A 15,276-nucleotide genomic window follows, 5' to 3' on the forward strand; every position below is an offset into this window, starting at 1 on the left:
TCGGCCGCCAGAGCCGAGGTCGCATCCGTCCCCGAACCCGTCAGCTCCACATCTTCCATCGTCATCTCGTCCAGCACACTCCATCTCGATCAGGCCCACAGCCTTACACGAGGTATTTGACACGCCCGCCGATGCGGGCGCCGGCCTCCTGCACCGCGCGTGCCATGCCGTCCTGACTCATCCGACGGCTCACTCGCCAAGCCCGCAGGACGGTGTTGGGCGTTGTCGTCATGACCGCGAGCCTAGCCAAATGTCGCCGCAATGTCGCCTTTTTGGCGCCGCTTTCGTCATCGCGCGAAGCACCGGCGGGTACGCAGGCTGTTTCCCAGCATGAACAAGCCCGCCCGCTGCCGATCGCCCGAGGAAATGCTCATGACGAACGCAACCACGACTCCACGCCCGGATGGTCCGATGCTCGTGATGCTCGACATCGACGGCACCCTCGTCCCTGAAGGTGCCATCGACGTTCCTCCGGTCACCGCGGACGCTGCGCAAGATGTCGTGGCGGCGGGGCACCATGTGGTGCTCTGTACCGGACGGTCACTCGTGGGCGCGCTGCCGGTGGCGGCCAGCCTCGGGTTGACCTCCGGGTGGATCATCACCTCCAACGGCGCGGTCACCGCACGACTCGCTGCGAACGCGCCCGGTGGGTACGTAATCACGGACGCTTTCACACTCGACGTGAAGCGTGTGGTCGCGCTGGTCCGGGAACTGATGGCCGAGACCGCTGTGGCTGTCGAGGAGATCGGCTTCGGGTACCACGTCACCAGCCGGTTCGGACCGGGCCTGCTCAACGGGCGACAGAACGTCGTCGCCCACGACGGACTCCCCGAGGCCACGCCGCGACTGGTTCTGCATGCCCCCGGCGTCGTTCCAGCGCTGCTGCGACAGGTGCAGGCGCTGGGCATGACTGCTATCCCCACCGCCGACTCCTGGGTCGATGTCACGCCGCCCCTGGTGTCCAAGGCCACCGCCCTGTACCGGGTCAGACGACGACTGGGCGTCCACCCCGACCGCACCCTCGCGGTTGGCGACGGAGTCAACGACATCCCGGCCTTCAAATGGCCTGCCACATCGATCGCGATGGGAAGCGCGCCCGCCGTGGTGCGTGCTGCCGCGAGTGCCACCACCGGAACTCTCGAACAGCACGGCGCCGCGTCCATCCTCAGCGCTGTTGCCAGCGGCAGACCGGTCGCCACCGAGCTGGCCAGGCCGGTCCGCGTTCCCGAGATCGCCGCAGATTGACCGCGAAAGGGGGCTCCAATGCTCGTCGGCGTCCTGATCTGTGTCTACGTCCTCGTCCTCGTGATCGTGTGCCTGGCTCGGCTCAGGTGGCATTGATCTCGGCCCCTGCTCGTTCCGTCGGAAGGATGCGCATGACCCGCACCGCAGTCGCTGTCGGCTACGCCCGCGACGCCGCGCAGCTCGCCGTCGTGCAGATTCACGCGCGCGACCACGGCTACCTGCTCGCGCACGTGATCGAGGACCGGCGTGACGCCGCCACGATCAGCCAGCTCACCAAGCACGCCATGGACGAGCGCGCAGAGGTGGTGATCCTGCCCGGCGACGCGCTCCTGTCCGCCGCCCGGAAGCGGCTGGAGAAGGAACTTGCCGCCGTCGGCGCGGCATGCGTCGTGCTCGGCGCCCCGAGCGCTCCGGCTGGTGGCGTCTTCGAGCGGGTCATGCCACGCCGTGACTTCGACGCCGCCCGAGGCAAGCACTCCAAGCGGCCCGGCGAACAGCACCCCCTGTGACATCAGAGAACTTGCGGCCGGACGCGCACCTCCCGGGAAGCCCCTTCCTGCGCCTCCAGGCACGGCGTCCGGCCGCAACCCCGCCACCCCCGGCGGGTGACCCCGTAGCAGGCCAAGGCCACGCCCTGGGCCTTGGCCTGCTACGGGCCCATGTCCCGCACCGCCCTGTACGACCGACGACACGGAGGTATGCATGCGCAGTACCGGGTCGGATTCGACCTATCGCGTCGCCGACCGCCTACCCGAGCAGCTCGAAAGGCTCATCGGTGGAGCGGACGCGCAGACGGTCATCATCGTGGTGGGGGCAGAGGCTGCAACCGCGATGGGGCTCATCGCATCCATGCGCTCGCCGTCGAGCACGCCTGCTCGGTCAGGAGCCGGGCGGCGAACAGGTCTGGCCCGACGGCGATACGAGATGGGTCTCACCCAGGAGGGCCTGGCCCGAGAGATCGATGTCCAGCCTTCAACCGTCGGCAGGTGGGAACGGGGAACCACGACGCCTCACCTGTGGGCCCGCGACCGCTTGTGCCGCGCCTTGGATCTGTCACGGGCCGAACTCGACATGCTCCTGAGAAAACCCGGTCCCGGCGAACCCGTCCGGCTGCTCCACGTCGTGGAGGTGAACGACGACGACGGCGGTGGGGGAGAAGCGGTGCCCGCCGTGGGGATCGCATAGTCCTACGGCCCGATCGGGCATCTCGCAGGCACCTCGCGCAGATCGCGGGCTCTCGGGCGTGTCGCGTCGGTCCGGCTCGTAGCCTCGATGGGTGGACAAGACGGAGAGCACCGAGTCGTTGATCGCCCAGATGCTGGAGCGGCTGCGAGAACTGCAGGGCCGTGCGCTTGCTGCGGAGGTCACCGAGGCGATGACCGTGGTGCCCCGGCACATGTTCGTCCCTCACGTGCCGGTGGAGAAGGCGTATGGGCTGGGTGCCGTGGTGACGCACTGGGACTCCGAGGGCGTGGCGACCAGTTCGGCGTCGGCGCCGGGCACGGTGGCCGGGATGCTGGAACAGGCCGAGGTCAAGCCGGGCCATCGGGTGCTGGAGATCGGCGCGGGCACCGGCTACAACGCGGCCCTGCTGGCTCACCTGGTCGGGCCCTCGGGCACGGTCACGACGATCGAGTACGACCCGCAGGTGGCCGACGCCGCCCGCAACGCCCTGGCCTCCTACGGCGCGGATCAGGTCAAGGTCATCACCGGGGACGGCACGCTCGGCGCACCGGACGACGCACCCTTCGACCGGATCTTGGTGACCGCCGGAGCATGGGACGTCGCACCGGCCTGGCGTGACCAGCTCGCGCCCGGTGGCCGCGTGGTCCTGCCACTGCGGCTACGGGGCCTGACCCGAGTCACCGCGTTCGAGGCCGACGGCGACCACCTGCGCAGCGTCACGGTGAACGAAGACGGCTTCATCCCCATGAAGGGCATCGGCTCGGTCGTGGAGCAGAACATTCCACTCGGTCCGGGGCCTGACGTGACCCTGCGTGTCGACGATGAGCAGCAGGTCGACGTCGCTGCGTTCGCGGGCGTGCTGGAGAGCGAGCCGGAGACGATCTGGACTGACATCGAGGCTCCGTGGGCGTGGACGGAGAATCAGGATCTCTGGCTCGCGACGCTGCCGGGCTTCTGCCGGGTGTTCGTGGACAAGGACGCTGTGGCCGTGGGGCGTGTTCCTCGCCCGAAGGACCCGTGGGGCGCCTGGGGCGTCCATTCCGGTGCGTCGCTGGCGTACCTGACAGCACGGCGCGTCGGCGGGGTCGATGAGATGCCGATGCTGCAGATCGGCGCGACCGGCTTCGGCCCTGACGGTGCGCGCCTGGCCCAGCAGCTCGTCGACCGGGCCATCGACTGGCAGCGGGACACTGACGGCCGCGTCCAGGTGACGATCGAGGCTCGTCCCAAGGACGGCCTACCAATCACGGGCCAGGACGACGCGCTCGCGGTGATCGACAAGGCCGACCACACCTTCGTCATCACGACTGCGCCCCTGACGGCGGCGACGGCGTAGTCCCGGACGGCCGGTCAGGACCGGTGGAGCTGGCAGGCCGGCGCACTCGGCGAGCGCGAGGGCGACGCCAGCTGCCCCGGTGAGGAAGCCCGGGTTGTCGCGCCGTTCGGTGTGGTCGCGGGGCGGAGAGACGAACGGCCTGGACAGATTGGCCTCGCGCTCCACGGCGCGATGGAGGGTCCTGGTGGGTTCCACTGCCAATGTTCTCGTCTACAGATTCTGTCCTGCAGTCCCGCCTTCACCCTCAACGCCGCTCGACAACCTATCCACCTATTCCGTCCACACCACCCGATCCAGCCATCGCCCCAATGCGCCCACTTCCACCATGCCAGCCCCTTCCCGAACTCGCCATGCCCCCCTCCCCTCTCGCGCGATCACGCCTCTTGCAGATCGAGGGGGACCAGAGATGTTCGGTGGTGCTGGAGCGGTTTTCCGCGGGCTGGTGACCATTGCACACCTCCGACTGAGGAGGTGTGTGCGCATGGCGGTGTCGATGAAGAAGATGTCGGCCGGGGATGGCTACCGGTACTTCATGGGAACGGTCGCGACCGGCGACGTCGGCCGGTCGATGAGCACGCCGTTGACGCAGCCAGTCATGCAGGCAGGACTCAGAGTTCATTCCAACTCCTTCGCGACACGAGCGTTCCTCGCGAAACTACTTGGACTGAGGCCGACCTGAATTGTGGTGACATGTGGCGCTGCGGAGAGGACCTCTCCGGCGCCTCACCTGCACCATTCCGGAGTGGCACGCAGCAGCCACGCCCCACCCTCGATACCCTAGAAGCCGCAGAAATCCCAACTCTCCCGCACCCTCAACCCACATGATCAACCTGTAGAGGTTGGCGGCCAGGCCGGCTCGGTTGTCGCCTGCCTGGGCCTGATGGCATCAGGCTTGAGCCCGGCCACGGCCTCGCCGGTCTCGGTGAGGAAGAGGTGCACGCCGCCGCTACCCGGGTTCCAGATCGTTTCTGTCGCGATGACGCAAAGAGCTGCATCACCCAGGATCTCTGCTTCCACGTTGTCCTCGTGGTAGAAACCGACCGCCCCGTCGCTGATCACGCGTCCTATGACGGCAACTGCTTCGTTCACCGAGAGCGCGGGGTAGTCCTGTGTCCGGCCGTGTGCGGTGAGGACGTAGCTCTCGGGCAGGATCTCGCTGACATAGGCCTCTTCGCAGGCGTTGATGAGGACCTTCCGCTCTGCGATGTCGCGGTCGTGCCAGTCCGTGGAGGTATCGGCCATGGAGAGAGGCTACGGCGGAGGCGCCTCGGCTGGCTCCGCCTGCAGGAGGCACCCGTCCGAGTCGACGACGAGGGCCGGCCAGGACGGCACGCAGCGACACGAGCGGCGGCGCTTGCGCAGCGGCCAGATCATCCTTGCTCCTTGGTTGACATCAATCCGATGAAGCGTAAGACCCAGGAGAGCCGGTCTTGCAGCCCATTTTCCGGGCGCACGTTGGCGCCCTGACGCGACAAACGTCGGGACGCCCGGCGGAACGTCGTGACGTCATGGACCCGGCGGCTTCCGTGATTGCGGCCGCCGAAGACTGTCAACCGGTTCGTGGCGTGACGACGCCGATGTGCGTCGGCTCGTGTCCAACTGACCCTCATGGTCATCGACGTCTGGGGTCAGCGATGAGTGAGGTCGAGCAGATCGAGGTGACGGCGTCGAGGGCTCCAGCGACGGTCATGATTGAGCCGAGTGGCATGTGATCTGCTCGGCTCGTGGCCTCTCGGGGGAGCGCCGCCCAGGCAGTACGCGTACTCGATCCCGACGTGATCTCGTCGGTGAACCAGACGATGGCTTCGCCGACGGTGTGGCTGGTAGCACGGCGTAGAGGTGTGCCGTTCAGAGGGCTTTGCGCGCTGCGGTGAGGAAGTTCTCCGAGATCGGCGCGTCCTTGGTGGCGCGCGCGAGAATGAGTGCGCCGACCATGGTCGCGAGCCGGGTGAGTCCGTCGTCGTCCTTGGTGGCCAGCCATTCGGCGGTGGCTTCGACCTGTTCGGCGAAAACCTGGCGCGCTTCCGGGCTGCCGTGGCCGCGGGCGACGTCGACCGCGAGCCCGGCGATCGGGCAGCCGTCGGCGGCGCGGTCGCGGTGTTCGGGCGACAGGTAGGCGTCGATGACCTCCCGCTGTGCGTCGTCGCGATGACCCGGGTGCTGCTCCAGCACCGCGGCGCGAAGGCGTGTCTGCTCGTCGAAGGCGTGTGCTGCCGCCTCGGCGATGAGCGCCCCCTTGGACGTGAACTGCTTGTAGAAGCCGCCGTGGGTCAGGCCCGCCGCCTTCATCAGGTCGGCAACGCTGACCTCGGTGCCCGACTCGCGGAACAGTCGCGATGCCGTCTCGATCACCCGTTGCCGATTTTCCTGCGCCTGGGCCTGTGATGCGCGTCCCATTCACCGTCTCCCTCTTGGATGTTGAGCGCCATCTAATCTACCATCGAGCTATAGATTACGGGCGTAATCTAAACGACCGCCTACGGGCTCAGCACGAGGAGACGAACATGGAACTCAACGGCGCAACCGCACTGGTCACCGGCGCAAACCGTGGCCTGGGGCGCCACCTGGCCACTCAACTGCTCGACCGCGGCGCTGCCGTCTACGCGGCCGTACGCCATCCCGACGCGCTTGATCTGCCCGGCGTCACTGCACTGCGTCTGGACGTGACCGACGATGCTTCCATCCACGCGGCCGCCAAGATCGCCGCCGACACGACCGTGCTGATCAACAACGCCGGGATCTCGACCTACACGCCGCTGGGTACCGGCGACATGGGCAGCATCGACCGCGAAATCGACACCAACTTCTACGGACCGCTGCGCGTGACACGGGCGTTTGCGCCGGTCATCGCAGCTAACGGGGGTGGCGCGATCCTCAACGTCCTCTCGGTCGTCTCCTGGATGCACCCGGCGCAAGCCGGGGGTTACGCCGCGGCCAAGGCTGCCGCATGGGCCCTGACCGACGCGACCCGCGAGGAGCTCGCCCCGCAGCGGATCACGGTCTCCGGCCTCCACGTCGGTCTGATGGACACCGACATGACCGCCGGTATGGGCGAGGTCCCCAAGGCGGACCCCGCCGATGTCGCCGCCCAGGCGCTGGACGGCATCGCGTCGGGCGCCAGCGAGATTCTCGCCGACGACCTCACCCGCCAGGTCCGCCAAGGCCTGGCGTACGGCCCCATCCCGACCCAGGTCGCCTGAACTGCACCGAGCTGAAAGGAACTCGCCATGAGCCAGGCCTCGATCAGTGGTGCCGCTCGCCCGTCCCCCTCTTCCCACGACGTACCCACCCGGTCCGTCCGGGTCGGCGACGCCGAGTTCGCGTACCGTGAACTCGGACCCAGGGGCGGCACGCCCGTGATCCTGCTGCACCACCTCGCCGCCAATCTCGACGACTGGGACCCCCGCCTGATCGACGGGCTCGCCGCCACGCGTCACGTGATCGCCTTCGACAACCGCGGCGTCGGTGCCTCGACGGGCTCGACACCGCAGACGGTGGAGGCCATGGCTGCTGATGCGGTCGCGTTCGTCCGGGCGCTCGGTCACGAGAGGGTCGATCTGTTCGGGTTCTCGCTGGGCGGTTTCGTCGCCCAGGCCGTCCTCGAACGGGAACCCGCACTGGTCCGTCGGGCCGTCCTCGCGGGAACCGGGCCCGCCGGAGGGCCCGGGATCGACAAGATCCGCTGGACCAGCATCGTTCCCACCATCAAGGCTCTGGTCCGCCGCAAGCACCCGAAGTACCACCTGTTCTTCACCGGCACGGCGACCGGTCGTGCTGCCGCGCAGGCGTTCCTCGACCGGCTGCAGGAGCGCACCGAAGACCGTGACGGCCCCGTTGCCAACGCGACGTTCAGCGCGCAGATGAAGGCCATTCATCGGTGGGGGAAGCAGTCGCCGTGGGACCTGTCGCGCATCGGACACCCGGTCCTGCTCGCCAACGGCGAGACCGACGCCATGGTGCCCAGCCGAAACACGATCGACCTCGCCGATCGCCTGCCCCACGGCGAACTCGTCCCGCTCTACCCGGACGCAGGCCACGGCGGGATCTTCCAGCATCACACGGAGTTCACCGCGGCGGCCCTGGAATTCCTCGAACGCGCCGACTGATCCAAGACGTCGGGCAGGTGGGGTAGCCGTCCTCCCTGACGGCTGCCCTACCCCGCATCGTCGTGCCTCGACTCCGCGAGGAGGCGATCGAGTTCGTCCCGGAACCCGGCCAGTGGCCTCAGGCTGCCGGCTGCCACGCCGCGTTGATGAACGCGGCAGATTCGTCGAACGCGTGCACCGCCTCCCGTGTCCCGCCGAGCGGGAACACGTGTGCCATCTCCGCGTACTAGCGATGATCGACCAGTGGGTTCGCCTGTTGCAGTCGCCGCGCGTCGGAGTCGAGCATCTCCCGGTCGCCGCTGAAGATGAGCGTCGGCGGGAGTCCGGTGTGGTCGGCGTAGAGCGCGCTGACCGCGGCGATCTCCTCAGGGTCACCCATCCTGCCCAGCGCGGACCGGTCGAGCATCGACCTCATCAGGTCGGCGGATTCGCCGGCCAACTCCTGCAAGCCCATCGCTGTGCTGATGACGTCTGACCGCAATGGCGACGCCGAACAACGCCGCCATCGTGCGCGACCTCACCGCCGCGTCCGCCGCACGCAACACCGACGCGGCGGCACTGCAGAACCATCTCACCACGCCCGGCCACGACCAGATCGTGAAGCGGGTCCGCACCGCTCAGGCCACCGGGGAGATCCGCGAGGACGTCGACCCCGACGTCCTCGCGGATGCGCTCGCGGCAGCGTTGCTCTATGTCGTGCTCGACCGGCGCGACGAGCCCGCCACGATCGTCGCGCGCCTGCTCGGCCTCCTGCTTCACGGCGCGATGGAACTGCAGGGCGCCCACGGCCTCGCCGGGGCGGCGGACAGTGAGCCCGGACCGTACGTTGTGGATAAGGCGGAGATCGACGTCGTCTTGGTTAGCGCTCGTCGAGTGCGCGTAGCCACAGCACCAGGTGCCAGTCCTGGTCGTTGGCGAGGGGGTCGGACAAGTGGGCGGCGCGGCCGTCGACGCTGGAGGGCATGACGTACGCGCAGGTGGCGGAGCCGTCAGGGAACTGGTTGGCCATGTTCGCGCGCAGGATCGCTTCAGTGATCCGCTCAGTCTCCGTGGTACGCAGGTCGCGGGGCAGGCGGTGCAGGGTGGCAGCGGTGAGGGCGCTCCAGTGGTGGGGGAATACATCGCCCCATAGCCGCTCGATGCCGAACCAGTAGCCGTCCCAGTGCCGGATCGCGACGCCGTGAAGGCGCACGTGCGGCTGCGGACCGGAGAAGGCCAGGAGCCAGGGCAGACGCTCGGCGATGGCGTCGTGGAATGCCTGGTCGCCGGTGAGGCCATAGGCCGCGACCAAGAGGTCGATCAGTGGCGCCACGATCGACTGCTCGTAGTTCACCTCATGCGGGGGCAGGCCCCTGCCGATCCGCACGAAGGACCAGGCGCTCTCGAGCAGGCGCTGCCGCAGCACCTCGGCCCGGACGGGTTCACCGGCGGCGTCAAGACCGGCAGCGACGGCGAGGATCGTCTCGGACAGGGTGATCGACAGGTGGGCCGCTCCACCGAGGGCGAAGTTGCGCTCGATGATCCGAGCGGCGCGGTCGAGGGCGACGCCGCTGCCGGTGAGCCGGTGGTGGTCGTGGAAGAACTGGGCGTGCCAGGGTGCGTCGTACAACCTGGGAACCCTGCCGACCTGGGATCCGCGCGTGGGTGTCGCCTCCTCGTCGAACAGGTGGGTCCAGGCGAACTCGCCCCAGCCTTCCAGCAAGGTCCTGACCTCAGCAGGGTCGGCCCATCCGCGCAGTGCTGCGAGCTGGATCAGGACGGGCATGGCGACGCGCTCGGACCCGTCGGTCCAGTCCGGCCAGCCGTTTGTCGGCAAGGTGGTCCGGGTGCGCACGTCGACCGGGACGAAGGCGTGGGCGAGGAGCCCCGGCCGCTCCCGGGCGACCTGGTGACGGATGATGTAGTCGACGCGGCGGCGCACGACGTCCTCGAGGGAGTCGTGGAAGAGGACCTCGGTACGGGCCGTGCCGTCGACGTCGACGGTGTAGGTGCCGTGTACCTCGGCCGAGACGTGGAAGCGCCTGTCGCCGACACGGATGACGGTGGCGTCAGGGCTGGTCACCTCAGCGGCCTCCACCGTGATCGCCTCACCGGTGCGGGCCGCGTAGGCGGAGAACACCGCTGGGGCCGCCGTCGCCGCCAAGAACTCGTCCACCGACTCGTACCAGCCGAGTTCCCATTCGAGGACGTGCTCCTCGCCAGGCGCAAGGGTGAGCTCGGGCTGCCCGCCGAACGCCTCGGGGTTCCGGGCGCGGTCGGTGGCCAGGAGCGCGATGTGCCCGCGGACGTTCGAAAACGTTCCGGGGTTGCGCGACTCGATCGAGTACGCGCGCACGGCGCCCTCACGCACGATCAGGCCGAGGAGGCGACCGGCCCCGGACATGGGCCGCGCGAGGGCCCACGCCCAGGTTCCGCCGGTGAAGAGGTGGGCGTGGACGGAGCGGTCCAGGGAATCCTCGGCGCCGGCGTACACGTCGCCGAACGGGGTCTGGACGCCCAGACCGGTGACGCTCCGCGTCTCGGCGCCGTCGTTGCGCAGGACGTACTGCTCCCGCAGCACCTCGCCGTCGACCCAGCGACGCACGTCCATTCGCAGATCGTGCGGCAGCCGGTGGACGGCTTCGATACCGGCGTCGGACTCGCGCAGCACGGCAGGGGTGTGCCAGCGGGCGCCGCCACAGTCGGTGGTCACGTGGCCCGAGCCCCACTGGTGCTCGATCGAATGCCAGGTGGAGTCCCCGGCGTCGAGCAGGTAGCGGCGAGCCGGATCCGCGTCGTCGGTGAACTGTTGCGGAGCGCCGGTGGCCGGGTCGAGAGCGGCGCGCCCGGCCCCGAAGGTGAGCGTCGTGGTGGTAGCGATGGCAGGCACGTGGACACAGCCTTTCGGTTTCACCCGGATCGATGTCCGGGACCTGGGCAAATGGTGGGTGGCGAAGGCGGCTCGTGCCGAGTAAGACAACGCAACGGTCGATTCGAATCGACTCGGCGGCTCGATCTCGGGGATCTCATCGGTGTCAACGCGCCGACAGTGCGCTCGGCTCAGCGAAGACTGCAGTGGTCGAGCGGCGGGTGAGGTCGGTGGGGGCGACCAGGTGCACGACTGGTTCGCGATGGTCGTCGTCCATCCTGTCGAACAGGATCTCCACGGCCAGCGTCGAGACCTCGCGGGCACGCGGCGAGACGTTCGACACCGGCGGGTCGAAGGATGCAGCGACGTCGTCCGCGCACATGCCGATGATCGAGAGGTCTACCCCGGGACGAAGACTGTGGAGCTGGGCCAGGCAGAGGAGCCACTCGGTGACCTGTGGGGTACGAGCGATCAGGCCGAGACGGCGGCTGCGGAACTCGAGCAGCCGGGATGCGACGGCGCTGACGCCTGTCCAACCACGCCTTGCCGGGTCCACCACGGTGAAGTCCAAGCCTCGTTCGGCGGCACGGGCACGGCAGCCGTCGTGGAAGGCGCTGATGAACCAGAACTGACCGGGAATGGTGCCGCCTGGCTCTCCCACGAGTACGGCGTGCTCGTGGCCGGTATCGGCCAGCTCATCGATCATGAGCTCGGCAGCCCGGCGGGCGTCGTGGTCGACCGCGTCCAGGCCGGCACGGTCCGCGGGAGTACCCACGAGGACCACCGGGAGGCCGAGAGTCGCGGCGGTCACGATGCGGTCATCATCGTGGCGGATGTCCATCAGGACGAAGGCATCGCAGTTCTGGCGCCCGGCCATCCGCTTGAGCCCCTCAGGCCCCTCATCGGTGGTGATGAGTACGACGTCGTGGTCGCGACTCCGTGCGGTCTCGATGACCGCATCGATGTACGGGATGCTGTCACGGGGATCGGCGCCCGAGTCGAGGTGGACCATGAGGGCGATGACATAGGTCTTGCGTCCGCGCAGTGCGCGGGCACCTGCATTCGGCTGATAGGTGAGTTCCTCGACGGCGGCGAGCACGCGGTCCCTTGTGGCCTGGGAGATCGGTCGTTTGCCGTTCATGACGTACGAGACCGTGCTCTGCGAGACGCCGGCCAGCTTCGCGACGTCGTAACTGGTGGGGACGGTCCGGCGCGCGCTCATGAGGCCCGCCCGTACAGTTGTGCCCCTGAGGCGGCGGTAGCCGCCGGATCGTCCGCCCCGAGCGCCTTGACGACCAGGTCTGCGAAGCGAGGCCTGCTGAAGGAAGGCTCGACTCCGGCCAGCAGGCCCACCATTCCGGCCTGGTGGGTGGTGTCCACGGCTTCAAGGATCACCTCACCGTCAAGCAGCGCGGTGATGTCTGCGCCAGCGAACCGCAGCGTCATGCGCTGCCACCTGCCCTGCGCGTCGGTCGCCCTGGCCTTTCCCAGGGTGCGCTCGCCGCCGGTGCCGTCCCCGGCGGCGGCCGCGATGACAGCCCGCTGCTCGGCGTCACCGACCAGTTCCCGCTGGTCCTCCTTGCCGTTGACCGAGACCAGACGGCACGTGCCGTCCGCCGTCAGTTCGAACAGGTAGCACCTGGGGATGAAGCCGTATCCCGTACCGACATGATTGATGCGACCCATGACGGCGGCGCCTTCCCCCGGTTCGAGCAGGACGCTGACACTGACCTCGTAGTCGCCCCAGTCGCCGTCACCGATGATCGTGTATGGCCGCCAGTCCGGGGCCCACGACAGTGTTGGAGCGGGCACGGTCTGCCGGAGGCAGGTGCCCACGTCGCCAGGGGCGGGGACCAACTCGAAGGCTCCAGCGATATCGGCGGTGAAGCGGGGCAGGAAGCCGCGCGCTCCCGGGTCGTCGTAGCCCGCGAAGGTATCGCGGTAAGGGAACGGAAAAGGGGTGCTGGACGGCACATCGACGAATCCGCCCTTGCGCTGACCGGACGTCGTTGACAGCGAATACACCGAGTTGGGAGCAAGGTCGATCTCGATCGTCCCGTCCTCGATCCGGACGAAGCCCAGGTGCTGGAACTGCTCGGTGGCGTCACTGCGCCAGATCGTCACCGGGCCCTGGGCCAGATCGCTGGGGACGTGCATGCGTAGCCGCTGAACAGCGGCCGCGTCCTTGGTCTCGGCGACAATGCTGAAGTCGCCATCCGCTGAACGCAGCGCGACGACGCTGCCACCGCCGTCCAGGAAGGTGCAGGCGCCGTCCACGTAGATCCATCCGAGCTCGGTGAACTGCCCGTAGTGGGCGTAGCCCCACAGCGCATCCCGCACCCGATAGTGCCCGCTCCACGGCTCATGGGCCACGATCATCGCAGGCTCCACCGCGTACGGCTCGGTCGGGTAGACACCCGCAACGTCGTACCAGAGCACGACCTTCGTGGCACCGCTGAGCAGATAGTTCTCGTTGAAGCACTTGACGATGCCGATCAGGCAGTCGTAACCGGATCGGTAGACGTGGTCCTCCGTGTTCCAGATCGGCTTCCCCATCGCCCCGGCCCACTCGCGGACCTCGGCGGGCGCATGCACGCCGGTGCCGTACATCACATGCGCGCCGATGACATCGATCGCCGCGACCGCTTCCGGATCGCGCCGCAGTTCCTCGACGAAATCGAACTTGTCAGCTGGCCAGTCGTCGAACGCGTGAAGCAAGACCGAACCGAACCCAGCCTCGTCCAACGCCGCGCGCAGGCACTTGGCGAAATGGAGGCTCACGCCCTTCTCGTTGCGACACCCGATTGCATCCAGATCGAGCCCATGCGTGTCACGAAGGATCTGCGCCCACGACACGTAGTAGTCGGCCATGTCCTGCGACCAGAATTCGCCGTCCCCGATCCAGCCCGGCGCACTCCACGCGACCGCGTCCAGGCTCAACGCCGGGTTGCGACGCTTCGCCTCCCGCATCACCCACCACGTGTAGCCGCGGTGCGCCTCGAGGTCGCCGCGGGTGTGCCTGTGGCTGGGCATGGACCCCTGGGTCGAGTTGCCGTCGCCGGGGACCTCCACGAGCATCGCACTGACCGACGCACCGAACTTGGGCGCGAAGACCAGATCAAGGATCTGGTCGCGCTGCTCCCGGGGGTAGTCCTTGAGCAGTACCGAGGTCGCTCCTCCGCCGTTGACCGCCCCGATCCCGTCAAACCGGCGGTCACTCACGCCCGGACGAAGGTCAACCGACTGGATTCCGCCATCCTTGACCACAGTGATCTCCAACACGACGACATCATCGATTCGAATAAACAGTAGCCCACGTTCCCCTGCCATCGGTGCGGACTGAGACGTCCTTGACAGCGTCACGGCCTCACGATCGAGGCACTCCAGCACTTCAACGTCAGGCTCGGCCCAGGGCTGACCGCGGACCAGATCGGCACGATCGAGGCCACCTAGGTGTACTGACCCGGCAGGTTGGGTACGCGGTCGGCGGGGCAGGAGCCTTCGAGTGCGGTGTGGGGCCGGTGGTGGTTGTACCGGTGTAGGAATCCAGGGTAGGCCGCTGCGCGTTCGGACTCGCTGGTGTAGGCGCGGGCGTAGGCCCATTCTTCTTGCAGGGTTCGGTTGAAGCGCTCGACCTTGCCGTTGGTCTGTGGCCGGTAGGTGCGTTTGTGCTTGACCTGGGCGTCGGTCAGGACCTTGGCGAAGTCGCGTGAGCGGTAGCAGGCCCCGTTGTCGGTCAGTACCCGGGTCACGGTGATGCCGAGTGTTTGGAAGTGTTCCAGGGCGCGGGTCATGAACGCGGCGGCGGTCTGTTTGGTCTCGTCGGGCAGCATCTCGGAGTAGGCCAGGCGGGAGTGGTCGTCCACGGCGTGGTGCAGGTAGACGTAGCCCAGGTTCGGGCGCCCGCCACTGACGTTCTTCCTGCGGGGTCGGGCCGGGTCCTGGTGAGCGTGGCGGTTCTTCCTGCCGGCTGCTCGGCCCAGGGCTTTGTGCCCGCCGCCGTCGGGGATACGGCCGAGCTTCTTGATGTCGACGTGGATCAGGTCACCCGGGGCGGGGTGCTCGTAGCGGATCGGGCGGGCGCGTCGGATCCGGGTTCCGGTGGCCGGGTCGGTCCACGACAGGCGCGGACAGTCGTAGCGGGCAAGGACCCGGCCGACCGTCGAGATGTTCAGGCCCAGGTGGTAGGCGATCCGGGCCGGCCCCCAACGGCGCGAGACCCGCAGCCCCAGTACGCGTCGCTCGAGACGGCCGGTGGTGCGGTGCGGGCACGAGCGTGGCCGGGAGGAACGGTCAACCATCCCGGCAGGGCCGTGCTGGCGGTACCGAGTAGCCCAACGGTGAGCACAGGTGACCGAGACACCGAACCGGTCCGCAGCACGCCGAAGAGGCCACCCCTGATTGAACCGCCCCGGGTTCTGTGGAGAGTTCAGTTGTTGACGACGGCCAGCTCTCTGGCCGGGGCTTGAGTGTAGTAGGCGTGCTCGACGGCGGCCGGTGAGGCGTAGTCGAGAGCGGAGTGGACGCGGCGCTGGTTGTACCAGTCGACCCATTCG

The 15,276-nt window shown here is 68.2% G+C and carries 14 protein-coding genes and 1 pseudogene; 8 read left to right on the forward strand and 7 right to left on the reverse strand.

What is annotated here, in order from left to right:
- The first annotated feature begins 372 nt into the window (after window positions 1-372).
- The 5 genes from HGK34_RS20465 to HGK34_RS20485 all read left to right on the forward strand — a co-directional run bounded on the left by HGK34_RS20465 (window position 373) and on the right by HGK34_RS20485 (window position 4,445).
- Entirely contained in the window at window positions 373-1,245 is an 873-nt protein-coding gene (locus HGK34_RS20465; RefSeq protein WP_201850931.1) for an HAD family hydrolase, read from the forward strand.
- A gap of 131 nt (window positions 1,246-1,376) precedes the next feature.
- Window positions 1,377-1,754, forward strand: coding sequence for a hypothetical protein (locus tag HGK34_RS20470; RefSeq protein ID WP_201850933.1), 378 nt, complete (start codon window positions 1,377-1,379; stop codon window positions 1,752-1,754).
- A gap of 340 nt (window positions 1,755-2,094) precedes the next feature.
- Window positions 2,095-2,430, forward strand: a complete 336-nt coding sequence (locus tag HGK34_RS23035) for a helix-turn-helix transcriptional regulator (protein ID WP_280517979.1) — start codon at window positions 2,095-2,097, stop codon at window positions 2,428-2,430.
- A 91-nt stretch (window positions 2,431-2,521) separates the two neighbouring features.
- A complete protein-coding gene (fxlM, locus tag HGK34_RS20480; RefSeq protein ID WP_201850937.1) occupies window positions 2,522-3,766 on the forward strand; it encodes a methyltransferase, FxLD system in 1,245 nt (414 codons plus the stop codon).
- A 481-nt stretch (window positions 3,767-4,247) separates the two neighbouring features.
- On the forward strand, window positions 4,248-4,445 hold the full coding sequence (locus tag HGK34_RS20485) for a hypothetical protein (protein WP_201850939.1): 198 nt from the start codon (window positions 4,248-4,250) through the stop codon (window positions 4,443-4,445).
- Window positions 4,446-4,591: 146 nt separating this feature from the next.
- Here the strand turns inward: HGK34_RS20485 and HGK34_RS20490 are convergent, their stop codons facing one another.
- Complete coding sequence (locus HGK34_RS20490) at window positions 4,592-5,008, reverse strand: hypothetical protein (RefSeq protein ID WP_201850941.1); 417 nt, start codon at window positions 5,006-5,008, stop codon at window positions 4,592-4,594.
- Window positions 5,009-5,614: 606 nt separating this feature from the next.
- Window positions 5,615-6,163: a TetR family transcriptional regulator gene (locus tag HGK34_RS20495; protein WP_201850943.1), complete on the reverse strand. Its 549-nt coding sequence runs from the start codon at window positions 6,161-6,163 to the stop codon at window positions 5,615-5,617.
- Between the two features lie 107 nt (window positions 6,164-6,270).
- Here HGK34_RS20495 and HGK34_RS20500 point away from each other — a divergent pair, with 107 nt between their 5' ends.
- Together HGK34_RS20500 and HGK34_RS20505 are read left to right on the forward strand one after the other, a co-directional pair.
- Entirely contained in the window at window positions 6,271-6,966 is a 696-nt protein-coding gene (locus tag HGK34_RS20500) for an SDR family oxidoreductase (protein WP_201850945.1), read from the forward strand.
- 27 nt (window positions 6,967-6,993) lie between these two features.
- On the forward strand, window positions 6,994-7,872 hold the full coding sequence (locus tag HGK34_RS20505) for an alpha/beta fold hydrolase (protein ID WP_201850947.1): 879 nt from the start codon (window positions 6,994-6,996) through the stop codon (window positions 7,870-7,872).
- A 226-nt stretch (window positions 7,873-8,098) separates the two neighbouring features.
- Here the strand turns inward: HGK34_RS20505 and HGK34_RS20510 are convergent, their stop codons facing one another.
- The gene (locus HGK34_RS20510) at window positions 8,099-8,326 is read right to left on the reverse strand and encodes a hypothetical protein (protein WP_201850949.1); all 228 of its coding nucleotides are present in this window, start codon (window positions 8,324-8,326) and stop codon (window positions 8,099-8,101) included.
- Between the two features lie 26 nt (window positions 8,327-8,352).
- On the opposite strand from HGK34_RS20510, the gene HGK34_RS23800 reads away from it, so the two are divergent.
- Window positions 8,353-8,838 (forward strand): TetR/AcrR family transcriptional regulator C-terminal ligand-binding domain-containing protein, encoded by a 486-nt coding sequence (locus HGK34_RS23800; protein ID WP_201850951.1) that lies wholly within the window; start codon window positions 8,353-8,355, stop codon window positions 8,836-8,838.
- Here HGK34_RS23800 and HGK34_RS20520 read toward each other — a convergent pair.
- The 4 genes and pseudogenes from HGK34_RS20520 to HGK34_RS20535 form a co-directional block, all read right to left on the reverse strand.
- Window positions 8,732-10,741 carry a hypothetical protein gene (locus HGK34_RS20520; protein ID WP_201850953.1) on the reverse strand — a complete coding sequence of 670 codons (2,010 nt, stop codon included), beginning with the start codon at window positions 10,739-10,741 and terminating at the stop codon, window positions 8,732-8,734. The two genes, HGK34_RS23800 and HGK34_RS20520, sit on opposite strands and share 107 nt — an antisense overlap.
- 145 nt (window positions 10,742-10,886) lie before the next feature.
- A complete protein-coding gene (locus HGK34_RS20525; RefSeq protein ID WP_201850955.1) occupies window positions 10,887-11,942 on the reverse strand; it encodes a LacI family DNA-binding transcriptional regulator in 1,056 nt (351 codons plus the stop codon).
- On the reverse strand, window positions 11,939-14,002 hold the full coding sequence (locus HGK34_RS20530; RefSeq protein WP_201850957.1) for a glycoside hydrolase family 30 protein: 2,064 nt from the start codon (window positions 14,000-14,002) through the stop codon (window positions 11,939-11,941). Before HGK34_RS20530 ends, HGK34_RS20525 begins: the two co-directional genes overlap by 4 nt.
- Before the next feature lie 167 nt (window positions 14,003-14,169).
- A pseudogene (locus tag HGK34_RS20535) lies at window positions 14,170-15,120 on the reverse strand (IS481 family transposase); the annotation flags it as partial.
- Window positions 15,121-15,276 lie beyond the last annotated feature (156 nt).

Origin of the sequence: Myceligenerans indicum (genome assembly GCF_016742955.1) — a bacterium.
Lineage (GTDB): Bacteria > Actinomycetota > Actinomycetes > Actinomycetales > Cellulomonadaceae > Myceligenerans > Myceligenerans indicum.